The 24413-nt window shown below is 65.6% G+C and carries 21 protein-coding genes and 1 tRNA gene; 16 read left to right on the forward strand and 6 right to left on the reverse strand.

The window, feature by feature from the left end; genetic code table 11:
- Positions 1-205 precede the first annotated feature (205 nt).
- The 6 genes from ACW5CM_RS09625 to ACW5CM_RS09650 all read left to right on the forward strand — a co-directional run bounded on the left by ACW5CM_RS09625 (position 206) and on the right by ACW5CM_RS09650 (position 7483).
- Complete coding sequence (locus ACW5CM_RS09625; protein ID WP_438255509.1) at positions 206-1492, forward strand: aspartate kinase; 1287 nt, start codon at positions 206-208, stop codon at positions 1490-1492.
- Positions 1493-1688: 196 nt separating this feature from the next.
- Positions 1689-2759 carry an aspartate-semialdehyde dehydrogenase gene (locus ACW5CM_RS09630; protein WP_457124868.1) on the forward strand — a complete coding sequence of 357 codons (1071 nt, stop codon included), beginning with the start codon at positions 1689-1691 and terminating at the stop codon, positions 2757-2759.
- Between the two features lie 235 nt (positions 2760-2994).
- Entirely contained in the window at positions 2995-4464 is a 1470-nt protein-coding gene (locus ACW5CM_RS09635) for a malate:quinone oxidoreductase (RefSeq protein ID WP_457124869.1), read from the forward strand.
- 9 nt (positions 4465-4473) lie between these two features.
- Complete coding sequence (locus tag ACW5CM_RS09640; RefSeq protein WP_438255506.1) at positions 4474-5127, forward strand: thymidine kinase; 654 nt, start codon at positions 4474-4476, stop codon at positions 5125-5127.
- Positions 5128-5487: 360 nt separating this feature from the next.
- Positions 5488-6216, forward strand: coding sequence for a FadR/GntR family transcriptional regulator (locus ACW5CM_RS09645; protein ID WP_438255505.1), 729 nt, complete (start codon positions 5488-5490; stop codon positions 6214-6216).
- Positions 6217-6226: 10 nt separating this feature from the next.
- Positions 6227-7483, forward strand: coding sequence for an alpha-hydroxy acid oxidase (locus ACW5CM_RS09650; RefSeq protein ID WP_438255504.1), 1257 nt, complete (start codon positions 6227-6229; stop codon positions 7481-7483).
- Between the two features lie 143 nt (positions 7484-7626).
- Here ACW5CM_RS09650 and ACW5CM_RS09655 read toward each other — a convergent pair whose 3' ends face one another.
- From ACW5CM_RS09655 to ACW5CM_RS09670, 4 genes are all read right to left on the reverse strand, one after another.
- Positions 7627-8382 (reverse strand): HAD-IIB family hydrolase, encoded by a 756-nt coding sequence (locus ACW5CM_RS09655; RefSeq protein WP_438255503.1) that lies wholly within the window; start codon positions 8380-8382, stop codon positions 7627-7629.
- 53 nt (positions 8383-8435) lie between these two features.
- Positions 8436-8512 (reverse strand) — tRNA-Pro (locus tag ACW5CM_RS09660).
- A gap of 61 nt (positions 8513-8573) precedes the next feature.
- On the reverse strand, positions 8574-9521 hold the full coding sequence (locus ACW5CM_RS09665) for a metallophosphoesterase (protein WP_439256073.1): 948 nt from the start codon (positions 9519-9521) through the stop codon (positions 8574-8576).
- A complete protein-coding gene (locus ACW5CM_RS09670; protein ID WP_457124870.1) occupies positions 9518-12139 on the reverse strand; it encodes a transglycosylase domain-containing protein in 2622 nt (873 codons plus the stop codon). The genes ACW5CM_RS09665 and ACW5CM_RS09670 overlap by 4 nt, the downstream gene beginning before the upstream one ends.
- 80 nt (positions 12140-12219) lie before the next feature.
- Between ACW5CM_RS09670 and ACW5CM_RS09675 the strand changes: the two genes are divergently transcribed.
- Both ACW5CM_RS09675 and ACW5CM_RS09680 read left to right on the forward strand, forming a co-directional pair.
- A complete protein-coding gene (locus ACW5CM_RS09675; RefSeq protein WP_438255501.1) occupies positions 12220-12444 on the forward strand; it encodes a Sp36 family protein in 225 nt (74 codons plus the stop codon).
- Complete coding sequence (locus tag ACW5CM_RS09680; RefSeq protein WP_457124871.1) at positions 12441-12899, forward strand: RidA family protein; 459 nt, start codon at positions 12441-12443, stop codon at positions 12897-12899. The genes ACW5CM_RS09675 and ACW5CM_RS09680 overlap by 4 nt, the downstream gene beginning before the upstream one ends.
- A gap of 59 nt (positions 12900-12958) precedes the next feature.
- On the opposite strand, the gene ACW5CM_RS09685 is transcribed toward ACW5CM_RS09680, so the two are convergent.
- A complete protein-coding gene (locus ACW5CM_RS09685; RefSeq protein ID WP_457124872.1) occupies positions 12959-14938 on the reverse strand; it encodes a hypothetical protein in 1980 nt (659 codons plus the stop codon).
- Between the two features lie 111 nt (positions 14939-15049).
- Between ACW5CM_RS09685 and ACW5CM_RS09690 the strand changes: the two genes are divergently transcribed.
- Positions 15050-15667, forward strand: coding sequence for a TetR/AcrR family transcriptional regulator (locus tag ACW5CM_RS09690; RefSeq protein ID WP_438255498.1), 618 nt, complete (start codon positions 15050-15052; stop codon positions 15665-15667).
- Positions 15668-15672: 5 nt separating this feature from the next.
- Here the strand turns inward: ACW5CM_RS09690 and acs are convergent, their stop codons facing one another.
- The gene (gene acs / locus ACW5CM_RS09695; RefSeq protein WP_457124873.1) at positions 15673-17640 is read right to left on the reverse strand and encodes an acetate--CoA ligase; all 1968 of its coding nucleotides are present in this window, start codon (positions 17638-17640) and stop codon (positions 15673-15675) included.
- A gap of 373 nt (positions 17641-18013) precedes the next feature.
- Between acs and ACW5CM_RS09700 the strand changes: the two genes are divergently transcribed.
- The 7 genes from ACW5CM_RS09700 to tmk all read left to right on the forward strand — a co-directional run bounded on the left by ACW5CM_RS09700 (position 18014) and on the right by tmk (position 24392).
- Complete coding sequence (locus ACW5CM_RS09700; protein WP_439255878.1) at positions 18014-19018, forward strand: TadA family conjugal transfer-associated ATPase; 1005 nt, start codon at positions 18014-18016, stop codon at positions 19016-19018.
- Entirely contained in the window at positions 19012-19917 is a 906-nt protein-coding gene (locus ACW5CM_RS09705; RefSeq protein WP_457124874.1) for a type II secretion system F family protein, read from the forward strand. Before ACW5CM_RS09700 ends, ACW5CM_RS09705 begins: the two co-directional genes overlap by 7 nt.
- Positions 19918-19944: 27 nt before the next feature.
- The gene (locus ACW5CM_RS09710) at positions 19945-20142 is read left to right on the forward strand and encodes a DUF4244 domain-containing protein (protein WP_438255494.1); all 198 of its coding nucleotides are present in this window, start codon (positions 19945-19947) and stop codon (positions 20140-20142) included.
- A gap of 4 nt (positions 20143-20146) precedes the next feature.
- Positions 20147-20494 carry a TadE family type IV pilus minor pilin gene (locus tag ACW5CM_RS09715; RefSeq protein ID WP_457124875.1) on the forward strand — a complete coding sequence of 116 codons (348 nt, stop codon included), beginning with the start codon at positions 20147-20149 and terminating at the stop codon, positions 20492-20494.
- A complete protein-coding gene (locus ACW5CM_RS09720; RefSeq protein ID WP_457124876.1) occupies positions 20494-20823 on the forward strand; it encodes an Rv3654c family TadE-like protein in 330 nt (109 codons plus the stop codon). Before ACW5CM_RS09715 ends, ACW5CM_RS09720 begins: the two co-directional genes overlap by 1 nt.
- A 90-nt stretch (positions 20824-20913) precedes the next feature.
- A complete protein-coding gene (gene topA / locus ACW5CM_RS09725; RefSeq protein ID WP_457124877.1) occupies positions 20914-23769 on the forward strand; it encodes a type I DNA topoisomerase in 2856 nt (951 codons plus the stop codon).
- The gene (tmk, locus tag ACW5CM_RS09730; RefSeq protein ID WP_457124878.1) at positions 23766-24392 is read left to right on the forward strand and encodes a dTMP kinase; all 627 of its coding nucleotides are present in this window, start codon (positions 23766-23768) and stop codon (positions 24390-24392) included. Before topA ends, tmk begins: the two co-directional genes overlap by 4 nt.
- Positions 24393-24413 lie beyond the last annotated feature (21 nt).

The raw sequence follows: 24413 nt of genomic DNA on the forward strand, positions 1-24413 counted from the left end.
TCTGGCTCGGGATGCTGTTCGTCTCAGCCGAATTCGTCTGGCTCGCCTTCCCGCTTCTGCTGCTGGCGGGGCACCTGCTTCGCATCTGGGCATCGGTCAGATTCGCTGGGTCTGCTCTGAAGCGCCGTCACATGCATTTGGCAGCATACGCAGCGAAAGTACAATGGCCCGTGGGCGGAACTGCCCGAAATCCCTGGGAGTGAACGTGGCCCTCATTGTGCAGAAGTATGGCGGCTCGTCCGTCGCGAATGCCGAAAGCATCAAACGCGTAGCCAAGCGCATCGTCGACACCAGACGCGCCGGGCACGACGTCGTCGTGGCGGTAAGCGCCATGGGCGACACCACCGACGAACTGCTCGAACTCGCCGACCAGGTGGCGCCGATCCCGGCGCCGCGTGAACTCGACATGCTGCTTTCCAGCGGCGAGCGGATCTCGATGGCGCTGCTGGCCATGGCGATCCACTCGATGGGCTTCGAGGCTCGATCATTCACCGGCAGCCAGGCCGGCATGATCACCGACGACCACCACGGTTCGGCGCGCATCGTCGATGTCACCCCGGTGCGCCTGCGCGAAGCGCTCGATGAGGGCGCGATCGTGATCGTCGCCGGATTCCAAGGCTTCAACCGCGACACCCGTGACATCACCACACTCGGGCGCGGGGGATCGGACACGACCGCAGTAGCGCTGGCCGCGGCACTGAATGCCGACGTCTGCGAGATCTACAGCGACGTCGACGGCATCTACACCGCTGACCCGCGCGTCATCCCGCAGGCGCAGAAGCTCGACCACGTCTCGAGCGAGGAGATGCTGGAGCTGGCAGCCAACGGCGCGAAGGTGCTCTACATCCGCGCTGTCGAGTTCGCACGCCGCCACGGTGTGCTCATCCACGCCCGCTCGACGTTCTCGTCGAGCGAAGGCACATATGTTCTGGGCGAGGGTATGAAGAACCCCCGCGAAGCTGAGGGAGAAGTCATGGAAGAACCGATCGTCGCAGGTGTGGCCACCGACATGGGTCAGGCGAAGATCACCGTCGTCGGCGTGCCGGATGTTCCCGGAAAAGCCGCCGAGATCTTCAAGATTGTCGCGAAGTCTGGTGCAAACGTCGACATGATCGTGCAGAACGTGTCTGCGGCGGCGACCGGCCGCGCCGACATCTCGTTCACCCTGCCGAAGGGTGACGCCTCGACCGCACTGAAGGCGCTGGCCGCTGAGCAGTCCGAAGTCGGTTTCGACAGCCTCATCCACGACGACCAGATCGGCAAGCTCTCGGTCGTCGGGGCCGGAATGCGCGTGCACTCCGGTGTTTCTGCGACCCTGTTCGAAGCCCTGTCGGTCGCCGGCATCAACATCGAGATGATCTCGACCTCCGAGATTCGCATCTCGGTCGTGCTGCGTGACACCGATCTGGCGGATGCGGCTCGCATCGTGCACACCGCCTACGGTCTCGACGGCCAGGTGGAAGCCGTCGTTCATGCTGGCACCGGCCGCTGACGCTTCGTTCCCTGAGGCTGTCGGTCCCTGAGCCTGTCGATCCCTGAGCCTGTCGACCCCTGAGCCTGTGGACCCCTGAGCCTGTCGAAGGGTAGACTCGCGAGAACCCTGACATCGGCGCCAGGCGCGGCATCCGCACCCCGACGCCGTGCCGCGCGTCTCGTTCGCTGTATTGCATGACGCCAAGGAAACTCTCATGACCCGCATCTCTGACTCAGGACACTCCGTCGCCATCGTCGGCGCCACCGGCCAGGTGGGCACCGTGATTCGCGAGATTCTCAGCGAGCGGGCGTTCCCAATTCGGGAGTTGCGACTGTTCTCCTCGGCTCGCTCGGCGGGCAGGACCATTGCGTACGCCGGCGTCGACGTTGTCGTCGAGGACGTCGAGACAGCGGATGCTTCGGGCATCGACATCGCGCTCTTCTCGGCAGGAGCCACGGCCAGCCGTGCCTACGCCGACCGATTCGCAGCGGCAGGAGCGGTCGTCATCGACAACTCCAGCGCGTGGCGCAATGACCCCGAGGTTCCGCTCGTGGTCAGCGAGGTCAACCCGCACGCGATCGATGAGCGTCCGCGCGGCATCATCGCCAACCCGAACTGCACCACCATGGCGATCATGCCGGTGCTGAAGCCGTTGGCAGAAGCAGCAGGCCTCGAGCGCCTCATCGTCTCGACGTACCAGGCCGTTTCCGGCTCTGGCCTTGCTGGTGCGCAGGAGCTGCTCGGACAGGTCGAGAGCGTCCTTGCCCAGGGTGACACCCTGCGCCTCGTGCACGACGGATCGGCCGTCGAGTTCCCGGCGCCGAACAACTACGTGGCTCCCATCGCTTTCGATGTCATCCCGCTGGCCGGATCCGTCGTCGAAGACGGACTGAACGAAACCGACGAAGAGAAGAAGCTGCGCAACGAGAGCCGCAAGATCCTCGGGCTGCCGGGACTGCGGGTCGCTGGCACCTGTGTGCGTGTTCCGGTCTTCACCGGACACTCGCTGTCGATCCACGCGGAGTTCGCCGAAGACATCACGCCCGAGCGTGCACGCGAGATCCTCGCCGAGGCTCCGGGTGTCGCGCTGGAAGAGGTTCCGACACCGCTGCATGCGGCAGGTAAGGACCCGAGCTTCGTCGGTCGCATCCGCGCCGACCAGTCCGCGCCGGAGAACAAGGGCCTCGTGCTGTTTGTGAGTAACGACAACCTCCGCAAGGGCGCAGCCCTCAACGCGGTGCAGATCGCCGAGATCGTCGCAGCTCGCCTCACCGTAGCCGCGTAACGCGCGCTGCTTGCGCTGCGCGGGCGGCTGCCGCTACTGCGCGGGGTACACCTGTCGGTCGGTATCCACAGGTGTCGGCCGTTCTAACGTGTCTCGGCTGACATCCGTACTTTTCGGCCGACATCTGTGCCGCCGGGAGGTCGGATATCGGATGCCGGATGCCGGATGCCGGATGCCGGATGCTGGACGCTCGTCGGTGGTTCTGGGTGTACGGCCGGCGAACTAGGATGGACGGGTGACTGAATCCGTCGACGTTGTACTCATCGGTGGTGGCATCATGAGCGCCACCCTGGGCGCCCTGCTGCACGAACTGCAGCCGGACTGGAAGATCGTCGCCTACGAGCGACTGTCGGATGTGGCCCAGGAAAGCTCCAACCCGTGGAACAACGCGGGCACCGGCCATGCCGCCCTGTGTGAGTTGAACTACATGCCCCGAACCGATGGTCCGCTCGACCCGGCCAAGGCTGTCTCGATCAACGAGCAGTTCCAGCAGAGCAGGCAGTTCTGGTCGTCGCTGGTCAAGCGCGGTGTGCTCGACGAGCCCTCGACCTTCATCAACGCCACCCCGCACATGACATTCGTGCAGGGCGAGAAGGACGTCGCCTACCTCAGGGACCGCTACGAGGTGCTCAAGAAGCAACCGCTGTTCGACGGCATCGAGTACAGCGAAGACTCTCGTGTGATCAACAAGTGGGCGCCGCTGCTGATGCAGCAGCGCCGCAAGGGCGAACCCTTTGCCGCTACGCGTGTGCCCGCCGGTACTGACGTTGATTTCGGCGCACTCACCCACCAGCTTTTCGGCCATCTCAAGGCCAATGGCGTGGAACTGCGCACCAACCACGAGGTCCAAAAGCTTAAGAAGCAGAAGGACGGCACCTGGAACGTCAAGTTCCGCAACAGCCTCGGCCGCACCCCCGGGCAGGTGAACGCGAAGTTCGTGTTCGTCGGCGCTGGCGGTTGGGCGCTCAAGATGCTGCAGCGCTCCGGCATCCCCGAGATCAAGGGCTACGGCGTCTTCCCGATCGGGGGACAGTTCCTCAAGACCTCGAATCCGGATGTCGTCGCGAAGCACAAGGCGAAGGTGTACTCGCAGGCATCCGTTGGCGCGCCGCCGATGTCGGTGCCGCACCTGGACACCCGTGTCGTCGACGGCGAAGCGTCGCTGCTGTTCGGTCCGTTCGCGACGTTCAGCCCGAAGTTCCTCAAGAACGGCTCGATGCTCGACATCGTCACCCAGGTGCGCACGCACAATTTGTGGCCGATGCTCCGTGTCGCGTTCGCGAATCCTGATCTGATCACGTACCTCCTCGGCGAGCTGACCAAGACGCACCGTAAGAAGGTCGACAGCCTGCGTGTCTTCATGCCCACGGCGAAGGACGAGGACTGGACTCTCATCGAGGCCGGTCAGCGTGCGCAGGTCATGAAGAAGGATGCCAAGAAGGGCGGCGTGCTGCAGTTCGGAACCGAGGTCGTCTCGGCCGCGGACGGCTCGATCGCAGGACTCCTTGGTGCATCGCCCGGAGCATCCACAGCCGTGCCGATCATGCTCCAGCTGTTGCAGAACTGCTTCCCCGAGCAGTACACCGGGTGGGAGCCTGCGCTGCGCGAGCTCATTCCGACGTACGGCCAGAAGCTGAACGACGACGCCGCTGCGGCGGAAGAATCCGTCGCCTCGACCGCCGCCACGCTCAACATCTGGAAGTAGCACCGCGCCGTGGCGAAGCTCTACTTCCGCTACGGGGCGATGAACTCCGGCAAGTCGACCTCGCTGCTGCAGGCCGCGTACAACTATGAGGAACGCGGTCAGCACGTGCTGCTCGCCAAGCCCGAGATCGACACCAAGGGTGCGAATCAGGTCGAGAGCCGACTGGGCATGACCCGCGAGGTCGACTTTCTGATTCCGTCGGACGGTGACGCTCGCGCGCTGTTCCACGCAGAACGAGAGCGGATGCAGCAGCGAAATGCCGAGGGGCTGATCCCTGCCGACCCGATCGATGTGGCCTGCCTGCTGGTGGACGAGGCGCAGTTCCTCAGTGCGGCGCAGGTGGATGACCTGTTCCGCATCGCCGTGGATGACGGCATCCCCGTCATCGCCTACGGCATCCGCAACGATTTTCTGACCCACGCTTTTCCTGGCTCCGCGCGACTGCTCGCGATCGCGCACTCGCTGGAAGAGTTGAAGACGATCTGCCGTTGCGGTCGCAAGGCCGTGTTCAACGGACGAGTGGTCAGCGGAAGCTTCGTGTTCGACGGGGACCAGGTGGCGATCGATGAGGGCACCGGTGGGGGAGCACCCGCCGATGTCGTCACCTACGAATCACTGTGCGGAAACTGCTACCTCGAAGAGTCCGGCGGACGCCTGGGCTGAGCTCCGCCCCGCTCCCGCTCCGCCCGCTCCCGCTCCCGCTCCGCTCCCGCTCCGCTCCCGCTCCGCTCCCGCTCCCGCTCCGACCCGACCACTGTCGACCGTTTTCACCTGCTCCGGTCGCACTTGGTGTCGCTAAACGCGCGTCATAGCGACACCAAGTGCGACCGGAGCGGGGATTGAGGATGCGGCGGCCGGATGCGGCGACCGGATGCGGCGGCCGGAAGCAACGACCGGGACGAAGCGACTGGATGCGGCACCGTGCGAACCGGGGGCACTTTGCGTGGTCAGACCACACGCGCTAACCTGTGGTCTGACCACAGTTCAGCGCGCACGAGCGCACTCGACGTACTAGGGGGCAACATGGCAGCGCCAACGACGCAACGCGCCTGGCGCATCGTGCTCGAGCACATCGAGCGCGACCTCCTCGAGGGGCGTCTCGGACCCGGCGATCGACTGCCGTCCGAACGCGATCTGTCCGCAGACCTCGGCGTCGGCCGCTCGAGCGTCCGTGAAGCACTGCGCGTACTTGAAGTTATGGGGCTGATCCGCACCGCGACCGGCTCCGGGCCCCAGTCCGGCGCGATCGTCATCGCCACACCCGGTGGGGGCATGTCGGCGCTGCTGCGCCTTCAGGTGGCCGCACAGGGCTTCGCACTGGCCGATGTCGTGAAGACACGTCTGGTTCTCGAGGATGCGGTCACAGCATCCCTCGCCGCCGACTCCGAGCGTGACCTCGCCGACGCGCATCACCTGCTCGACGTGATGGATGCCGACGGCCTCAGCCCAGCCGAGTTCCTTGCCCTCGATGGGCAGCTGCATTTGGCTCTGGCCGAAGCATCCGGAAACACCGTGATCGCCGCCATGATGGCGGGACTTCGCACCTCCATCGAATCGTACGTACAGGCCGGGGCCGAGGGTATCCGTGACTGGGAAGCGATGGTTCAACGCCTGCGTGACGAGCATCGCGCGATCGTCGCGGCGATCGATTCTGGTGAATCGGATGCTGCGCGCACCCTGATCCACGACCACATCACCGGCTATTACACGACCGCGGGGCTCAGCCGCGCGACGTCGACCGACATCCACTGAAAGGACCAGCATGGTCAAGCGCCAGTTCCCGAACCCGGTCGAGATCCTCGATCTGATGAAGTTCAAAAAGCCCGAGCTCGACGGCAAGAAGCGTCGGTTGGACGCAGCGCTCACGATCAACGATCTGCGCACGATCGCCAAGCGTCGCACGCCCAAGGCTGCATTCGACTACACCGATGGCTCGGCCGAAGGCGAGATCTCGCTGACGCGCGCACGGCAGGCGTTCGAGGATGTGGAATTCCACCCCGGAGTCCTGAAGCCCGCGCCCGACGTCGACACCTCCGTCGAGATTCTCGGCGGACCGAGCGCGCTACCGTTCGGCATCGCGCCGACCGGATTCACGCGCCTCATGCAGACCGAGGGAGAGATCGCGGGTGCCGGCGCTGCTGCGGCCGCGGGCATCCCGTTCACCCTGTCCACGCTGGGTACGACCTCGATCGAAGGCGTGAAGGCGGCGACCCTCGCAGAGCCTCAGGGGCCGGTTCCCGGGCGTAACTGGTTCCAGCTGTACGTCATGCGCGATCGCGAGATCTCATACGAGCTCACCCGCCGCGCGGCTGCCGCCGGCTTCGACACACTGCAGTTCACGGTGGACACACCGGTGGCTGGCGCCCGGCTCCGCGACAAGCGCAATGGTTTCAGCATCCCCCCGCAGCTCACGCTCGGCACGATCATCAATGCGATTCCGCGTCCGTGGTGGTGGTTCGATTTCCTCACGACCCCGAAGCTCGAGTTCGCGTCGCTCAGCACCACCGGCGGCACCGTCGGCGAGCTGCTGGATGCGGCAATGGACCCGACGATCAGCTATGACGACCTTGAGGTCATCCGTGGGCTGTGGCCCGGCAAGATCGTCATCAAGGGCGTGCAGAACGTGGAGGATGCCGTCAAGCTGCGTGACAGCGGCGTCGACGGTGTGGTGCTGTCGAACCACGGCGGACGCCAGCTGGACCGCGCTCCTATCCCGTTCCACCTGCTGCCGAAGGTGCGAAAGGCCGTCGGTGACGACTTCACGGTGATGATCGACACCGGAATCATGAACGGGGCGGACGTCGTGGCAGCCGTCGCGCTCGGCGCCGACTTCACGCTGATCGGGCGGGCATACCTGTACGGGCTGATGGCGGGCGGGCGCCAGGGTGTCGACCGCACGATCACGATCCTGCGCACGGAGATCGAGCGCACGATGCGTCTGCTCGGAGTCTCGTCGCTGGCAGAACTCGAGCCCGGTCACGTCACGCAGTTGCAGCGCCTGATCCCGGTCGCGAAGTAGCCCCGGTCATCATCCGTGTCACAGAAGTGGCGGGTGTCGGGCTACCGCACCCGCCTCTTTTGTGACACGCGCCGCGGTCGTGTCTCAGAAGCCGAGGGTCGGATGCTGTCAAACCCGCAGGTTCTGTGACATACCCATCCCGGCTACAGCGAAGGAAGCAGCTCGTCGAGTTTGTCGGCGGTGTCCTGCCAGCCTTCGACCGCGATCGAGCGCACGCCGAGTGCGAGCACCGGGTAGTCGTTGCCGCCCTCATCCAGGCGGTCGCCGTAGAACAGCATGTCGCTGAGCGCGATGGCGGTGTGCTCGGTCAGTGCGGTCATGCCGTAGGCCTTGTCGATGCCCGAGCGGGTGATGTCGATCGAGGTTGAACCGCCGGCGCGGACTTCCAACTCGGGCACGCGGGCGGCGACAGCATCCCGCAGTGCGAGGCGCTTCTCGCCGGTCGGATCCCACGCGTGCTTCGCGTCTCCGGGGGCTTTCTGCCCGAGCGCCGAGAAGGTGATCTGCGAACCGCGATCCTCGAGGATATCTCCCCACGGGTTCTCTTCCCACAGCCCCAGCCGCTCGGCCTCTTCACGCAGCGCGAGCAGGGCAGCGCTCTTCTCCTCATCGGAGAGATCGTGGGCGTAGACGGTTGCGAACTCGGTGCCGTTGTGGCGTAGATAGCGCGTGCCGCAGGTGGGCAGCAGGTGCAGGCGGCTGAGTGCCGCAGCATCCGTTTCTCCGAGCTGGTTGATCACCTGCGTGCGGAACTGCTCCTCGTTGCCGCCAGAGATGATGGCCACCTCGACGCGGCTGAGCAATGAGCGCAACTGCGCAGCGATGCGCGGGTCGATCGGGCTCTTGGAAGCGGCAAGCGTGTCATCGAGATCGAAGGCGACGAGACGAGGCGTGGTCATAACTCTCCAGATGATATGGGGAAGGCCGCCCCGGAGGGCGGCCTTCCTGCAACTGGTCGGGGTGACAGGATTTGAACCTGCGGCCTCTTCGTCCCGAACGAAGCGCGCTACCAAGCTGCGCCACACCCCGTTGCAACCGTTTGAGTCTACAGGGAAAACCGCTGCACACCGAATCCGGGGCGGCATCCCGGTTACGCGGGCGTGTCCATCGCCGTGAGCGTGAGCAGCGTCGCCTCAGGTCGGCACGCGAAGCGAACCGGCGCATAGATCGAGTGCCCGCATCCGGCGCTGACGTTCAGCGGGATGGTGCGTCCGCCATGGTTCCAGGTGCTCAGACCCTTGGCCTGCTTCAGCGGGATGTCGCAGTTGGCTACGAGTGTTCCGAAACCGGGAAGACAGACCTGTCCGCCGTGGGTGTGCCCGCCGAAGATGGCGTCAGCGCCGACGTCGGTGAAGCGGTTGAGCACACGCTGGTAGGGGGCGTGTGTGACGCCGAGTAGGGGGATGCTGGCATCCCGGGCGCCGAGCGATTCTATGGTGGCCGGCACCGAATCGAGGTCATCCCAGTCCCGGTGTGCGTCGTTGACGCCGAACAGGTCGATGGTGAGGCCTGCAACGTCCAGGCGGGCGGCCGCATTGTTCAGCGTGGACCAGCCGAGTTCCTCGATGAGGTAGGAATCCAGTGCGGCGGTATCGAGCATCTCGGGGTCAAGGTGGCGCTCGGACGGTCCCAAGAAATAGCGCAGCGGGTTGCGGGGGGTGGGCCCGAGTACGTCGTTGGAGCCGTGTACGAATACTCCCGGAACGCCAGCGAAGGCATCGAAGGCGCGACGGATGCCCTGCAGTCCGTCGCGGTGTCCGAGATTGTCGCCGGTGTTGATCACCAGATCGGGTTCGAGCTCTGCCAGAGAGGCGAGCCAATCCTGCTTGCGGCGCTGCCACGGGGCCATGTGTGCATCGGAGATATGCAGAATGCGCAGCGGCCGCGATCCGGCAGGCAAGGCCTGAGCGGATGCCTCGCGCACCGTGAACAGGTACCGTTCGATGCCGATGCCCCACACCGCGCACGCGGCGCCCACAGCCCCCACCGCGCCGAGCGCGATGAGGGCAGGATGAGCGGAGCGCGAGGCCGCGGTCAGCAACGGATCGTCACGGTTGTCGACTTGGTCGCAGCGCTACCCGCTGAGGGGTTCGTGCTCTGTACTTCAGCGTCTTCCTTCGAGCAGGAGCCGTGCGGTGCGACGTTGCCGAAGCCAGCGGCGTTCAACGTGTTGATCGCGTCGCCGAGCTCCTGGCCGGTGACGTCGGGTACCGTCGATCCTTGACCGTTGCTCGGGGAGATCGTCACCGTCGCGCCACCGGGAGCCTTGCCGGCACCCGGATCCTGCGCGGCCACGAGACCCTCGGCGATGTCGCTGTCGATGGGGGCGCCATCCTGCACGGTGAAGCCTGCCTGCTGCAGAGTGCGTCGGGCGTCTTCCATCGTCAGACCGACGACACTGGGCAGGTCGGTGAGGACGACGCGGCTCAGGTTACGGTCCGGCGCCGGGAACCGGTCTCCGCCGCCAAGCAGCTGGTTGGCGGCGTACTGCATGTCGCGAGCGATGTAGTAGCGGGCGTCCGTCATCGCGCCCTTCTGGGACAGCCACCGGATGCTCGCGAAGATGCCCTTTGTCGGATCATCCGGATCAGGAACAGTGTTCCACCGGCCGACCCAGACTGCCGTGGTGGCCTTGGTGCTGGACTCGATCATCATCGTCGAATAGTCCTGGTGCGTACCGGTCTTGCCGATCAACGGGGTGCCATCGCCGGGATTGCCCCTCGCGCCGGTTCCGCCGTTCATCACACTGGCGAGTGCGTAGGCTGCGGTGGCGGCAACTTCAGGCGTGATGACCTGCTTGCAGGAGGAAGCGGGCACCTCCATCTCGGTGCCGTCCTGGCGGACGACACGGTCGATCGCGCGCGGCTCGCAATACACGCCCTTGTTGGCGACAGTGGCATAGGCGCCGGCCATGTCTAGCGGTGAGATGAACTTCGACCCGAGTACGTCGTAGGCCAAGTTTTCTTTCGTGGTCTTGTCTCCGTTGGCGAGTTGGACGCCCATCCGATCGGCCACGGCATTGATATCGCAGATGTCGAGTTTGGATGCCATCGCGAAGAAGCCTGAGTTCAGCGAGTTCCGGGTAAACGTCATCGGCGTGCCGGTGTAGCCGGCCTGGCCGTTGAAGTTTCCGATCTCCTTGGTATTGAAAGGGGCCAAGCCTGGGCCGCATGAGGCGGTCATCTGCATCACGCGGTTGTTGCCGTTGAGGGACTCGTTGACCGAGTGCCCCTTCTCGAGCCAGTCGAGCAGCGTGAAGAGTTTGTAGGTCGAGCCGACGGGGAAGCCGCGGGATCCACCGTGATCCTCGTCTGAAGCGAAGACCAGAGAAGTGTACGCCTGGTCGCCGTCGTCGGTCTCGCGGAAGAGCGTGTTCTGCGTCATGGCAAGAACGCGGCCGGTGCCTGGTTCTACGGTCACTCCGGCAGCACCCAGATACTGGTTGTCAAGATTGGCACCCACGTAGGTGCGCATCGAGTCGATCGCCGGCTGCTGCACGCGCATGTCGAGCGAGGTGTAGATCTCCAGGCCGTCGCGGAACAGTGCCTTCCTGCGAGCCTGCTGGGCTTTTGCAGGGTCCTCATCGTCGCCGAACATCGGGTTCTCGAGCACCATTGTCTTCGCGTACTGGCAGAAGTAGGCGTTGTCCTGCGCAGCCGCACAGCCCTGAATCGGATCAGAGGGCACCGGAGTGATCGGAGAAGCGTCAGCCTCATCGAACTGGGCCTGGGTGATCTTGCCGAGTTCGAGCATGCGTCCGAGCACATAGTTGCGGCGATCCAACGCGGTCGCGTAGCCATCGGCCGCGGAGTTATGCGCGACGCCGTCATTGTCGGTCCACGAGCCCTCAGGCTTATCGATGCGGTAGGTGTTCGGATTCTGCACGATGCCAGCCAGAGTCGCCGCCTGTGCGAGTGTGAGGTTGGCGGCCGTGGTGCTGAAGTAGCGGTTCGCGGCGGCTTCGATGCCGTAGACGGTTCCGCCGAAGCTGGAGATGTTCAGGTAGCCGAGCAGGATGTCGTTCTTCGAGTAGTCCTTCTCGATCTGGATCGCATAGCGCATCTCCTGCAGCTTGCGCTCGATCCCGTCGCTGCCGACCGCGTTCGCGGCATCCCACCAGCACTGCTCGATCGCTTCGGCGTATTTCTGCTGGGCTTCCTCGCCGTCTCCGGGGAGAACACCCTGCTCGCACTGTTGGATGAGCACGTTCTTGACGTACTGCTGGCTGATCGTCGACGCACCGCGCGACGAGGTGCCGTTGAGGTTGTCGATGAGCGCCTTCGCCGTGGCGCCGATGTTGACGCCGCCGTGCGTGTAGAAGTCTTTGTCCTCGCTGGAGAGGATCGCGTCGTACATGACCGGGGCGACCTGATCGAATTCGACCTGGGTGCGGTTCTGGTCGTAGAAGGTGGCCATTACGAACGGCTGCCCGTCCAGGCCGGTGCCGTACAGCTTGCCCGGCTCCATCGGAGCATCGGGCTTCAGGTACGACGGCAGCTTGTCGAACAGGTCGAGTGCTTGCGATCCGGCGGCACCCGCGACGGCCAGAGCAGGGGTGACTGTCGCTGTCACGAGCACTCCGGCGACAGCCGCGAGCCCGACCAGGCCGAGAAGGCCGCCGAGCACGCCTTTCGCCGTACGATTCTTCTGAGGCATACGCTAGATCGTAGGGGATTTCCCTGAATACAACCTTTGACGCGCGGTTCTGCCGAGCGTCTCTGACGTGCAGGAGTGCCATGACCACGTGGGAGTATCTGACCACCCCGCTGCTGATTCACAACACCGCGGCGATCCTCAACAACTGGGGCAAGCAGGGCTGGGAGCTCGTGCAGGTCATCACCGGACCGGAAGGCGGCCTCGTCGCCTACCTCAAGCGCCCGGTCGCCGGTGACGACTCGAACACCGCCGGTCTCGCCGCCGCAGAGCAGGCCGCTCGCCGCTTCGAGGGCGACGGCGCATGAGCGTCGCTGCGCGTCTGAACGAGCTCGGCATCGAGTTGCCCGAGGTGGCAGCGCCCGTGGCCGCCTACGTGCCCGCAGTGGTGCACGCAGGCCTCGTCTACACGTCCGGACAGTTGCCGTTCGCTTCGGGAACGCTGCCGGCATTCGGCAAGGTCGGCGCAGATGTGACGGCTGAGGATGCCCAGGGCTACGCCCGCACGTGCGCCCTCAACGCGTTGGCGGCCGCTGCCGCAGCTGTCGGCGGAGTGGACAAGATCGGCGGAGTTCTGCGCGTGGGCGGCTTCGTCGCATCCGATCCGTCATTCACCGGCCAACCGGCGGTGATCAACGGCGCCAGCGAGGTGCTCGGCGAGATCTTCGGCGATGCCGGGATGCACGCCCGCGCCGCCGTCGGCGTCTCGGTGCTGCCGCTGGACAGCCCGGTCGAGGTCGAGGTCATCTTCATCCTCGCCTGACCTGTGGCGCGCAAAGCAGCCTCCCCATCACCTGATGGGGAGGCTGTTCGCGTTTCCGCCTACTGGGGGTCAGCGGCAACTCTCCGCCGCAGCAGCGGGGCACCGAGGAATGCGGCGAGACCCACGATGAGGAGTCCGGCTCCCGTGAGCAGCGTTGCGGTCGGCTCGACGCCGGTCGCCGCAAGCGAACCCTGCTGTTGTGGATGTGAGGTGGAGTTCTGCTGGACGGTGACACTTGAGATCAGCGTGACCCCGGCATCGGCAACATCCAGGATGAGGTGGTGGTCGCCATCTTGTACTGCGGCCAGATCGAAGCTGCCGGTCACCGTGCCGCTATCCCAGTGCACAGTGCCCAGAGCGATCGGCGTCGAGCGCATGTTGCCGATGATGCTCGAGCGCGCTTCGTTCATCTTTTTGACGAAGTTTGTCATCAAGTCGAACTCTTCGTTGCGCTTGCCCGTGAGCGCCTGCAACCTCAGCATGTCCATTTGCTGGCTGTTCGCCGTCGCATCGATCATGGTGCGCAGCGACTGGAGCAGCGATGCTGCGTCCGACGCGCGGTCCTCCGTGGAAGCGGAGAGGAAAGGATGATCGACGCCGGCGGCCTTCACTTCGTCAACGGATGCGGCGTAAGTCGTGTCGGAAGGTGAGGCGAGGTACACGGACACGGCGGATACCGCGGCGTTCAACAATCCGATCTCAGTGTTGCGCGCCTGAATCCCGGTGAGCTGTGCCGCGAGATCAGCATCGAGTGCGGAGGCGCGGGATGACTGGACGGCCATTAGTGCGGCCTCGAGACTCATTGCTGCCACCGGCGTCTGAATCAAGGCGATACCAGGGGCGGTCACCAGCGTGGCTGAACCCATGGCGGACAGCCCCGGCTGCAATGCAGGTGCAGGCGTCCACGCCAGGCCGAGCAACTGGCCTGCTGCATTGGTGACTGGGACGGGCTGGTTGCTGCGAGCGGCCGATAGCAGTTGGCTTAACTGGGCGTTGGTAATGCGGCCGATGGCTGCTCCGAGGTCCGTGGTGTTGCCCAGCGTTATCGGGGGGACGGGCGTCGGTGCGGGCGGGGTGATCGGGGACGTCGTCGGTGTCGGAGTGGAAGTGGGCAGGGGAGTCGGTTCCGTGGTGGGTTGCGGGGTCGGTTCCGTGGTGGGTTGCGGGGTCGGCTCGGTCGTGGGTTCCGGTGTCGGCTCGGTCGTGGGTTCCGGCGTCGGTTCCGTGGTGGGTTCCGGGGTCGGCTCGGTCGTGGGTTCCGGTGTCGGTTCCGTGGTGGGTTCCGGCTCCGGTGTCGGCACTGTACCGTTCGAGACGATCGCGAACCTGCGCTCAATCGTTAGCGCTGCCGGGCTCCTCTCAGCGGACGGAAGCGCGAACGGCTCGTTCGCAGCGGTTTGCGTGTCGTCGAGGTCGTACCCGGTCGGCGGTAGGAATCGCACGCTGTAGTCCGGGGAATCGCTCGTGGGTAGTGCGCCGGATGCGAACGAGCCGTCGGCGGCGATCGGCACCTGCTGTACGAGCGTGCCCGCGCTCGCGATGAGGATGCTGGCTCCACTGAGGTCGGCTACGGGCTCACCATCCGCTGTCGCGACGACGGATCCGGAAACAGCACCGAACGTGCCCCACAGCATGACCTCGACGGGAGCATCTCTGCTCATCGGGAACTCGGTGCGCGTCGAGGTCGTCTCGAGGTCGCCGATGGCGCCCGGCCACTCGGCATCCACTACATAGCTCGACTCGGCGCCGGTCACCTCGAGTTGGAGGGTGCCACCGGCTCCCGTGGTTCCGGAGGCGATCACCGTATCGTCGCCGTAGGGGCTGCGGATCGCGATCTCGACGCCGGCGAGGGATGCGGCATCCATCCCATCGGTGATATTCGTGGTGACGTCAACGGTGTGTGTCGACGACTCCTCGGCGTGAGCGACCAGCGGCACGGACATCAGCGTCAGACCGATCACCGTGGCGATTGCGCCGCTGGTTCGGGTGAGCGTGAAGGCCCTCGTGGGGACGGGGCGATTATGAATCGGGCGACGCATGGGGTGCCTTTCAGCCGGGGCTATCTCGACAAGTATGGACTAAGTCCAAACTTACACACAAGCCAAACCTTGACTGAGTATTGTGGTGAGAGACGTTGCGGAGGAGCGAACATGGCTGAGGGGCTTCGCGAGCGCAAAATGCGTGCCGCCCGGCGTTCGATGGAGCGCGCGGCGGTGGATCTCGCGTATGAAGAAGGGGTGCAGGCGGTCACTGTCGACCGCGTGTGCGAAGCCGCGATGGTCTCTCGCAGTACGTTCTTCAACTATTTTTCCTCGCTTGACCAGGCGATCTTCGGCTCGGCGTTGGAGTACGATCCTGCGCTCACCGATCGCATCCTCACGCAGCACGCACATGATCTTGTGGTCGCGGCTAGCCTGATCGTGATGGCGTCGGTGCGGGGGCAGGCTGGCGATGACCTCACGCGCCGCCGGTTCGCGCTGTTCGTGCGTGAACCGGGCGTTACCAGCACGGTCTCCTGGGGGAGCGGGGTGAGCCGCGACCGACTTGTTGATGTGCTCGCCGCGTGGCTCGATGCGCATCCGGAGTATGCGCGTCTGGACGACGCCAATCATGTCGCCGAAGCAAGGGTGACGGTCGGCCTGGCGATCGCGCTCGGAGACGAAGTGCAGCGTCACGCGCGCGAGGTGGACGGGGAATTCCCGATCGATCTCGAGCTGATTCAGGTCGTACGCGCTCAGATGGCTGCGATAAGCATCCAGGCAGGGTGACCGGGCTACTTCACCTGCGCCGAGATAATGCTCATCACCGCGGTGTCGGCGAGCGTCGTCGTATCGCCGACCTCACGGCCTTCGGCGACATCGCGCAGCAGGCGCCGCATGATCTTGCCCGAGCGGGTCTTGGGCAGCTCTCCCACGATGTACACATCACGAGGACGGGCGATCGCTCCGATCTGTTCGCCGACCCACTGACGCAGTTGCGTGGCGAGGCCCGCGGGGTCATGCGCCGACAGGTAGCTCTCTTTGAGGATCACGAAGGCGACGACCGCCTGCCCGGTGGTCTCATCGGATGCCCCGACCACAGCAGCCTCCGCCGTTGCCTCGTGTGCCACCAGGGACGACTCGATCTCGGCAGTGGAGAGCCGGTGCCCGGAGACGTTCATCACGTCGTCCACTCGGCCGAGTAGCCACAGATCCCCGTCTTCATCGAGGCGGGCGCCGTCGCCGGCGAAGTAGTACCCCTGCTTTTCGAACTTGTCCCAGTACGTCTCCTTGTAGCGCTCCGGGTCGCCCCAGATGCCGCGCAGCATCGCCGGCCATGGTTCGGTGATCACGAGCAGCCCGCCGTCGCCAGCGCTGGCTGCTTCTCCAGACTCATCCACGACACCGAGCGAGATGCCCGGGATAGGAACCTGCGCCGAGCCCGGCTTCGCCGCGGTGATGCCGGGCAGGGGCGAAACCATGATCGCGCCGGTCTCGGTCTGCCACCAGGTGTCGACGATCGGAACGCGGTTCGCGCCGATGACTTCGCGGTACCACATCCAGGCCTCAGGGTTGATCGGTTCGCCCACCGACCCGAGCAGTCGGATCGACGACAGATCGAACTTCTCCGGGATGCTGCGTCCGGTCTTCATGAACGAGCGGATCGCCGTGGGGGCGGTGTAGAAGATCGAGACCTTGTACTTTTCGATCAGCTCCCACCAGCGGCCGGGATGCGGGGCATCCGGGGTTCCCTCATAAAGAACCTGGGTCGCACCATTGGCCAGCGGGCCGTAGGTGACGTAGCTGTGGCCCGTGACCCAACCGATGTCAGCCGTGCACCAGAACACGTCGGTCTCGGGCTTCAGGTCGAAGACGTTCCGGTGCGTGTACGCCGCCTGGGTCAAATATCCCCCCGAGGTGTGCAGGATGCCCTTGGGGTTTCCGGTCGTGCCCGAGGTGTACAGGATGAACAGCGGGTTCTCGGCGGGGAACGGCTGGGCTTCGTGCTCGCCGGAGGCGACGGGGACCTCTTCATGCCACCAGTGGTCGCGCCCCTCGATCCAATCGACGTCGTTATTGCCGCGCTTGACGACCAGCACATGCTCGACGGTCTGCTGCTCACCGTCGCCGCGGTCGCTGAGCGCCTGATCGACGGCGGGCTTGAGTGCGGAGACGCGGCCCTTGCGATAGCCGCCGTCAGCGGTGATGACGACCTTCGCGCCGGCATCGTCGATGCGCGAGCGCAGGCTGTCGGCGCTGAATCCGCCGAAGACGACCGAGTGGATCGCGCCGAGGCGCGCGACAGCGAGCATGGATGCGACGGCTTCGGGAATCATCGGCAGGTAGATGGCGACACGATCCCCGGCACCCACGCCATAGCCGGCGAGCACGTTGGCGACACGCTTGACCTCATCGGTGAGGTCGGCGTAGGTGATGCGGCGGGAGTCGCCCGGCTCGCCCTCCCACAGGAGCGCGACACGGTCGCCGTTGCCTTCTTCGACGTGACGGTCGAGGCAGTTATATGCGACGTTGAGTTCGCCGTCGTCGAACCACTTCGCGAACGGCGGGTTAGACCAGTCCAGAACGCGGGTGAAGGGCTTGTGCCAGTGCAGCAGCTCGCGGGCCTGATCTCCCCAGAAGGCCTCACGGTCGCCGGTTGCTCGTTCGTAGATCTCCGGCTGTGCGACGGCAGCGGCGGCGAATTCGTCCGAGGGTGGAAATTGCCGGGTCTCGTCGAGGAGATGGTCGATCTGGCTGCTCATGGCACGCGCTCCTTTGCGGCGGGACAGGTCGCGCGAAACGCACGACCGGGACAGGGTGAATCTAGTCTGCGCCTGATTCTGCCAATACTGCCGAAAGTTGGTAGTACTCAGGCTTTTGCGACCACAGCCTGGTTGCGTACACTCGACGACAGCCGAATTCTGATTCTGGCCTTGGCGTGCCCGCTTCCCCCAAGCATCGGTGCGCCAGTGGGCGGCACCTCATTCCCCCCGTGAGGTGCCGCCCTCCTCTGTTTACGCCTGCCAGCACACGTGCGATTGCAGTCGTTGTGCACAATCGACGGATGCTGCGAGTTGCTCACAGGGATGGGGTTCTGGCCCTCCGTGCGGATGCTGCGCGGCATAGTTTCGGGGCATGCCACAGCCGTTCATCATTCAGCCGCGCACCGGGATGCGGACCGCTGGCGCCGCAGCGGTCATTCCGGCCGATCTGGATGCCGCCTTCGGCCCGCTCGCCGAGCACTGCGCTGATCCGCGCGTCACCGACATCTTCGTCAACGGTGGCGACGGGCTTTTCGTCGATCGCGGCGGCGGCGCCGAGCGCGTCGGAGCGTGGGCAGCATCCGAGCGCGAGGTCCGGGATCTTGCGGTCGCGCTGATCGGCGCGGGTGGGCGTCACCTGGACGATCAGTCCCCGTGCGTCGATGTGCGACTGGCCTCCGGCATCCGTGTGCACGCTGTGCTGGCGCCGGTTTCAACCTCGGGCACGGCGCTGTCGGTGCGCATCCCACGGGTCAGGGCGGCAGATCTCGATGCGCTGGCCGAGCTCGGCGCGTTCGATTCCCGTCAGCGGGTCTGGCTGGAGCAGCTCGTGATCGAGCGGGCGAACATTCTGCTCACCGGAGGCACCGGCACCGGCAAGACGACGCTGCTGGCTGCACTTCTGCACGCGGTTCCCGCATCGGAGCGGATCGTGACGATCGAGGATGTTGCTGAGCTTCGGCCGCAGCATCCGCACCACGTCGCGCTGGAAGCGCGGCAAGCGAACCTGGAGGGCGCCGGATCCATCACCCTTGCTCGTCTGGTGCGCGAGTCGCTGCGGATGCGCCCTGATCGGCTCGTCGTCGGCGAGTGCCGCGGCGAGGAGGTGCGCGAGCTGCTGTCGGCCTTGAACACCGGTCACGACGGCGGTGCCGGAACTCTGCACGCCAGCGGCCTCGTCGATGTTCCCGCCCGGCTCGAGGCGCTGGGCGCGCTTGCCGGGCTCGATGCGACGGCGCTTGCTCGGCAGGCGGTGAGCGCTTTCACCGTGGTGATCCATCTGGCCCGTGGCACGGACGGTGTGCGAAGGATCGCCCAGGCGGGGCGGATGATGCTGCGCGCTGATCGGCTGGACATCGAGGAGGTGCAGCCATGGTGAAACTGCTTTCGCGCCCGAGCGCACCGACCGATGACAGCGCCGAGGCCGCCGCCGTCTCGGTGCGCACGCTCGCGGTGCTGCTGCAGGCGGGGGCTGTGCCCTTGACCGCTTGGCGGCACCTCTCGGACGCCGGTGATGCGCATGCCGAACGCGTGGTCGAACGCTGCGATGACGGCATGCCGCTGGTCGCGGCGATCGAGGCCGATGGCGGCGCGTGGAGTGATGTCGCGGCCGCATGGGATATCGCCACGACAGTCGGGGCGCCGCTCGCCGACGTGCTCAGGTCGCTCGCTGAGACGATGCAGGATGCTGCGGCCGCCGCTGACGACGTGCGCATCGCCCTCGCAGAACCTGCCGGAACCGCCCGGCTGCTGCTGTGGATGCCGCTTGCCGGGCTTCTGCTGGGAGTCGCACTGGGATTCGACACTGTGGGTGTCGTCATCGGCAACCCGATCGGAACGGCATGTCTGGTTGCCGGGCTCGTGCTCGTGCTCTGCGCACGAATGTGGACGCGGCGTCTACTTCGCCGTGCGCAACCGGACCCGGGGACTCCGGGGATGCACGCAGAGCTCGTCGCTGTCGCCCTGTCGGGTGGAACCTCCATTGAGCGTTCGCTGCGCCTGGTCGAAGACAGCCCGGCGCGGGATCGCTTCAGCGCCGCTCGTACCGGGGGAGTGCTGGAGCTGTCGCGGGCAGCCGGTGTCCCCGCCGGTGAACTGCTGCGCGCGGCCGCCGCGCAGGAGCGTCACGATGCGCGCATCCGCGGCCGCGTCCGTGCGGCCAAACTCTCCTCGCAGCTTCTCATCCCTCTGGGCGTGTGCACGCTGCCGGCCTTTCTGCTGCTGGGCGTCGCGCCGCTCATGCTCGCCGTACTCACCTCAACCCCGCTGCCGATCTGACAGCGCCACTGAAGAAAGAAGGAAAAAATGAACACCATTCCCACTCTCACCAGACAGCGCGCCGCCGCGCTGTTCACCGACGAAAGCGGTGCGGCAACGGCAGAGTATGCCGTGACCACGATGGCGGCGGTCGCGTTCGCCGGGCTGCTGGTGGTCATCATGCGCTCGGATGAGGTGCGCGGCATCCTCACCGATCTCGTGCGCCGGGCGTTGACCGTGTCGTAGGCCGATGCATACGAACACCGGCAGCGACGATCGCGGATCCGTCGCCGCAGAACTCGCCCTCGCCCTGCCTGCAGTGGTGCTTGCACTTCTGCTCGGGGCGGGCGCGCTGGGCGCGGCGGCGCAGCAGGTCATACTGCAGGATTCCGTTGCTGATGCGGCGCGGTTGCTCGGTCGCGGCGAGAGCGCCGAGGCCGCGCACGCCGTCGTGGCAGCCGCCGTCAGCGGAGCGCAGGTGACGAGCGGGCCGCAGGGCGATCTGTCCTGTGTCAGCGCACGCATCGACGTGTCGATCGGCTCGGTCATCAGCATTCCGCTGACAGCATCGAGTTGTGCGCTCAGCGGAGGTCTGTGATGGCAGGATCCGCACTGGCTGCCGGAGTGCTGGCCGTCGCGGCGTCCCTTTCTCTCGGGCTCGCGGCGGTCGGCGGCGCCGCGGTGATCGCACAGCGCGCGGCCGGGGCAGCCGACGCCGCAGCCCTGGCTGCAGCGGACACCGTATCCGGGGCGATCATCACCGATGAGGACCCCTGTGCGCTCGCCGCACGGGTAGCCGCGGCATCCGGAGCGACCCTCACCTCATGTGCGATCTCCGGCCCGGTGGCAACAGTTGAGGTTCAAGCGGCGTACGCTGGTCTAGCTGCCGTCTCCCGGGCCCGCGCTGGGCCACCCGAGGGATTCTGACGGCAATGATTCAGGACTCCGATCACGGCTCTGCTGTGAACGCGCCACGAAAGCGGTGTGTATGGTGTGCTTCGAAGAAAGGACGCACCCTTGGCTGAAGGCAAAAAGCTCGTCATCGTCGAGTCTCCGACGAAGATGCGGTCGATTCAGGGGTATCTCGGCGACGATTACGAGGTACTCAGCTCTGTCGGCCATATTCGCGACCTCGCTGATAAGAAAGACATCCCCGCCGCCGACAAGGCCGCCTACGGGAAGTACTCGATCGACATCGACAACGGCTTCGATCCTTACTATGTGGTCTCCGATCGGAAGACCAAGACGGTCGCCGAACTCAAGCGCGCGCTGAAGCATGCCGACGAAGTCCTGCTCGCAACTGATGAGGACCGCGAGGGCGAGGCCATCGCGTGGCACCTGCTGGAGACGCTGAAGCCGAAGGTCCCCGTCAAACGCATGGTGTTCCACGAGATCACCAAGGACGCGATCCAGGCAGCTGTCGGCAACACCCGTGAGCTCGACCTCGCGCTCGTCGACGCTCAGGAGACCCGTCGCATCCTTGACCGCCTGTACGGCTGGGATGTCTCGCCTGTGCTCTGGTACAAGGTGAAGACCGGTCTGTCGGCAGGACGCGTGCAGTCCGCCGCCACCCGCATGATCGTCGAGCGGGAACGCGAGCGCATGGCGTTCGTCTCGGCCGAATACTGGGACGTCGACGCATCCGCCTCCGCCACCGGTACCGCCTTCAAGGTGCGCCTGGTGCGTGTCGACGGCGGCCAGCTCGCCCGCGGCACCGACTTCGATGACGCCGGAAAGCTGAAGAAGGCCGTCGTCGTCCTCGACGAAACCCGCGCCACCGCCCTCGCGCATGCCGTTGACGCCGCAGGCGCCGGCACCGTGACCAAGGTCGAGGCCAAGCCGGGAACGCGCAGCCCATACGCGCCGTTCACCACCTCCACGCTGCAGCAGGAAGCCGGCCGCAAGCTCTCGATGAGCGCGAAGCAGGCGATGAGCGTCGCACAACGTCTGTACGAAAAGGGTTTTATCACCTATATGCGTACCGACTCCGTCGCGCTGAGCACCCAGGCGGTGCAGGCGGCACGGAGCCAGGCTGTCTCGCTTTACGGTGACAAGGCCGTGCCGCTGAAGCCGCGGATGTACAAGTCCAAGAGCAAGAACGCGCAGGAGGCGCACGAGGCGATCCGTCCCTCGGGCGAAACCTTCCGCACTCCGGCATCCGTTTCCGGTGAACTCGACCGCGAAGAGCAGCGCGTCTACGACCTGATCTGGAAGCGCACCGTCGCCAGCCAGATGGCCGATGCGAAGTACGAGACCACTACGGTCACGCTGTCCGTCGATGCAGCAGGTCAGAAGGCCGAGTTCACGGCTTCCGGAACCGTGTACACGTTCAAGGGCTTCCTTGAGGCGTACGAAGAGGGGCGCGACGAGAAGCGCAGCGACTCCGACGCCGCCACCAACCAGTCCCTGCCTGCCGTCGCCGTCGGTGACGAGCTGGCCGTATCGGATGCTGAGGCGAAGGGCCACAAGACCAACCCGAAGCCCCGCTTCACTGAGGCATCGTTGGTGAAGGCGCTCGAAGAGTATGGCATCGGTCGCCCGTCGACGTTCGCCAGCATCATCGGCACCGTCATCGACCGCGGCTACGCCACCAAGCGCGGCCAGGCACTCGTGCCGACCTGGATGGCGTTCAGCGTCGTGCGTCTGCTGGAGGAGCACTTCGCAGACCTCATCGACTATGACTTCACCGCGTCGCTCGAAGATGACCTGGATGCGATTGCCCGCGGCGAGCAGAAGCGCGTTGAATGGCTGAAGTCGTTCTACTTCGGATCCGATGCGCATGTGGGCCTTCGCCACGTTGTCGACAACCTCGGAGAGATCGACGCACGCGCGCTGAACTCGACCAAGATCACTGACACCGCAACACTCCGCTTCGGCAAGTACGGGCCCTACCTGGAGGTCATCGACCCGGCCAAGCCCGACGAGCGCGGCCGTATCGTCAACGTTCCCGAAGAGCTCGCTCCGGATGAGCTGACCGCGGCCAAGGCGCAGGAGCTCATCGACGCGCCTGTGGCCGGAGACCGCGTTCTCGGCGAGAACCCGGAGAACGGGCGGATCATCGTCGTCAAGGATGGCCGTTACGGCCCCTACGTGCAGGAGAACCTGCCCGAGGAAGACGTCGCCGTCGACGAAACGACCGGTGAAGTCGTGGATGCTCCGAAGAAGAAGAAGACCGCGAAGAAGGATGCGCCCAAGCCGCGCACCGGATCGCTGTTCCGATCGATGTCGGTGGACACCGTCGACCTCGACACCGCGCTGCAGCTGCTGAGCCTGCCGCGCATCGTCGGCACGGACCCGGAATCTGGCGACGAGATCACCGCCCAGAACGGCCGTTACGGTCCGTACCTGAAGAAGGGCACCGACTCGCGCTCTCTCGAGGGCGAGCAGCAGATCTTCGACGTCACTCTGGAACAGGCACTCGCGATCTACGCCCAGCCGAAGTATGGGGCGGGGTCCCGCCGGGCATCCAGCGCGCTCGCCGAGTTCGAGGCTGACCCGGTCAGTGGCAAGCCGATCCGCATCCGGGATGGTCGCTTCGGCGCCTATGTCACCGATGGTGAGACGAATGTGACGATTCCGCGCGGTCAGAAGCCGGAAGACATCACCTTCGAGATCGCCGTGCAGATGCTCGCCGACAAGCGTGCCAAGGGTCCGGTCGCCAAGCGCGGTGCGAAGAAGGCGCCGGCGAAGAAGGCCGCTGCCAAGAAGCCGGCCGCGAAGAAGGCCCCTGCAAAGAAGGCTCCTGCGAAGAAGGCTCCTGCGAAGACGGACGAGGAGAAGGCGGCAGCACGCTCGGCGGCAGCCAAGAAGGCCGCGGCAACGCGCGCGGCGAACGCCGCGGCGAAGGCTGCGAAGCAGAAGGCGGACTCGTGACCCCACGACGGGGAACCTGGATCACCTTGGAAGGTGGCGATGGCTCGGGAAAGACAACCCAGGCTCAGCTGCTCGAGGCCACGCTGACGGATGCCGGGCACACCGTGCTGCGCACGCGCGAGCCTGGTGGCAGCGAGGTCGGTGAGCTCATCCGCAATATCGTGCTGCACCACCGTGGCGACATCGCCCCGCGGGCGGAGGCGCTGCTGTACGCGGCCGACCGCGCCCACCACATCGCGACGGTCGTGAAGCCGGCGCTGGCGCGCGGCGAGATCGTGCTTCAGGATCGCTACCTCGACTCCTCCGTCGCCTATCAGGGCGCTGGTCGCGTGCTCGACGCCGATCAGGTGCGTGAACTTTCCCTGTGGGCTGCAGAGGGAGCGCTGCCGGATCTGACCGTCCTGCTGGATCTTGATCCGGCGATCGCGCGGGAGCGGCTGAACGCGGACGAAAAGCCCTTCGACCGCCTCGAAGCGGAGAAGACCGAATTCCACACCCGTGTGCGTGCCGGATTCCTCGCGCTGGCGGAAGCGGAACCGGAGAGATTCCTCGTACTGGATGCCGCGACACCCGCAGACTCGCTCGCCGCGCACATCGCCGAACGCGTCAACGCACTGATCTGATCGCGACTGGCGCTGTCGTGA

The sequence above is a fragment of the Microbacterium wangyouchuni genome (assembly GCF_054072595.1).

Coding starts and splice junctions, on each gene's coding strand:
- ACW5CM_RS09630 (WP_457124868.1), top strand. CDS start 1,689: ATGACCCGCATCTCTGACTCAGGACACTCCGTCGCCATCGTCGGCGCC.
- ACW5CM_RS09645 (WP_438255505.1), top strand. CDS start 5,488: ATGGCAGCGCCAACGACGCAACGCGCCTGGCGCATCGTGCTCGAGCAC.
- ACW5CM_RS09650 (WP_438255504.1), top strand. CDS start 6,227: ATGGTCAAGCGCCAGTTCCCGAACCCGGTCGAGATCCTCGATCTGATG.
- ACW5CM_RS09655 (WP_438255503.1), bottom strand. CDS start 8,382: ATGACCACGCCTCGTCTCGTCGCCTTCGATCTCGATGACACGCTTGCC.
- ACW5CM_RS09670 (WP_457124870.1), bottom strand. CDS start 12,139: ATGCCTCAGAAGAATCGTACGGCGAAAGGCGTGCTCGGCGGCCTTCTC.
- ACW5CM_RS09675 (WP_438255501.1), top strand. CDS start 12,220: ATGACCACGTGGGAGTATCTGACCACCCCGCTGCTGATTCACAACACC.
- ACW5CM_RS09680 (WP_457124871.1), top strand. CDS start 12,441: ATGAGCGTCGCTGCGCGTCTGAACGAGCTCGGCATCGAGTTGCCCGAG.
- ACW5CM_RS09685 (WP_457124872.1), bottom strand. CDS start 14,938: ATGCGTCGCCCGATTCATAATCGCCCCGTCCCCACGAGGGCCTTCACG.
- ACW5CM_RS09690 (WP_438255498.1), top strand. CDS start 15,050: ATGGCTGAGGGGCTTCGCGAGCGCAAAATGCGTGCCGCCCGGCGTTCG.
- acs (WP_457124873.1), bottom strand. CDS start 17,640: ATGAGCAGCCAGATCGACCATCTCCTCGACGAGACCCGGCAATTTCCA.
- ACW5CM_RS09700 (WP_439255878.1), top strand. CDS start 18,014: ATGCCACAGCCGTTCATCATTCAGCCGCGCACCGGGATGCGGACCGCT.
- ACW5CM_RS09705 (WP_457124874.1), top strand. CDS start 19,012: ATGGTGAAACTGCTTTCGCGCCCGAGCGCACCGACCGATGACAGCGCC.
- ACW5CM_RS09710 (WP_438255494.1), top strand. CDS start 19,945: ATGAACACCATTCCCACTCTCACCAGACAGCGCGCCGCCGCGCTGTTC.
- ACW5CM_RS09715 (WP_457124875.1), top strand. CDS start 20,147: ATGCATACGAACACCGGCAGCGACGATCGCGGATCCGTCGCCGCAGAA.
- ACW5CM_RS09720 (WP_457124876.1), top strand. CDS start 20,494: ATGGCAGGATCCGCACTGGCTGCCGGAGTGCTGGCCGTCGCGGCGTCC.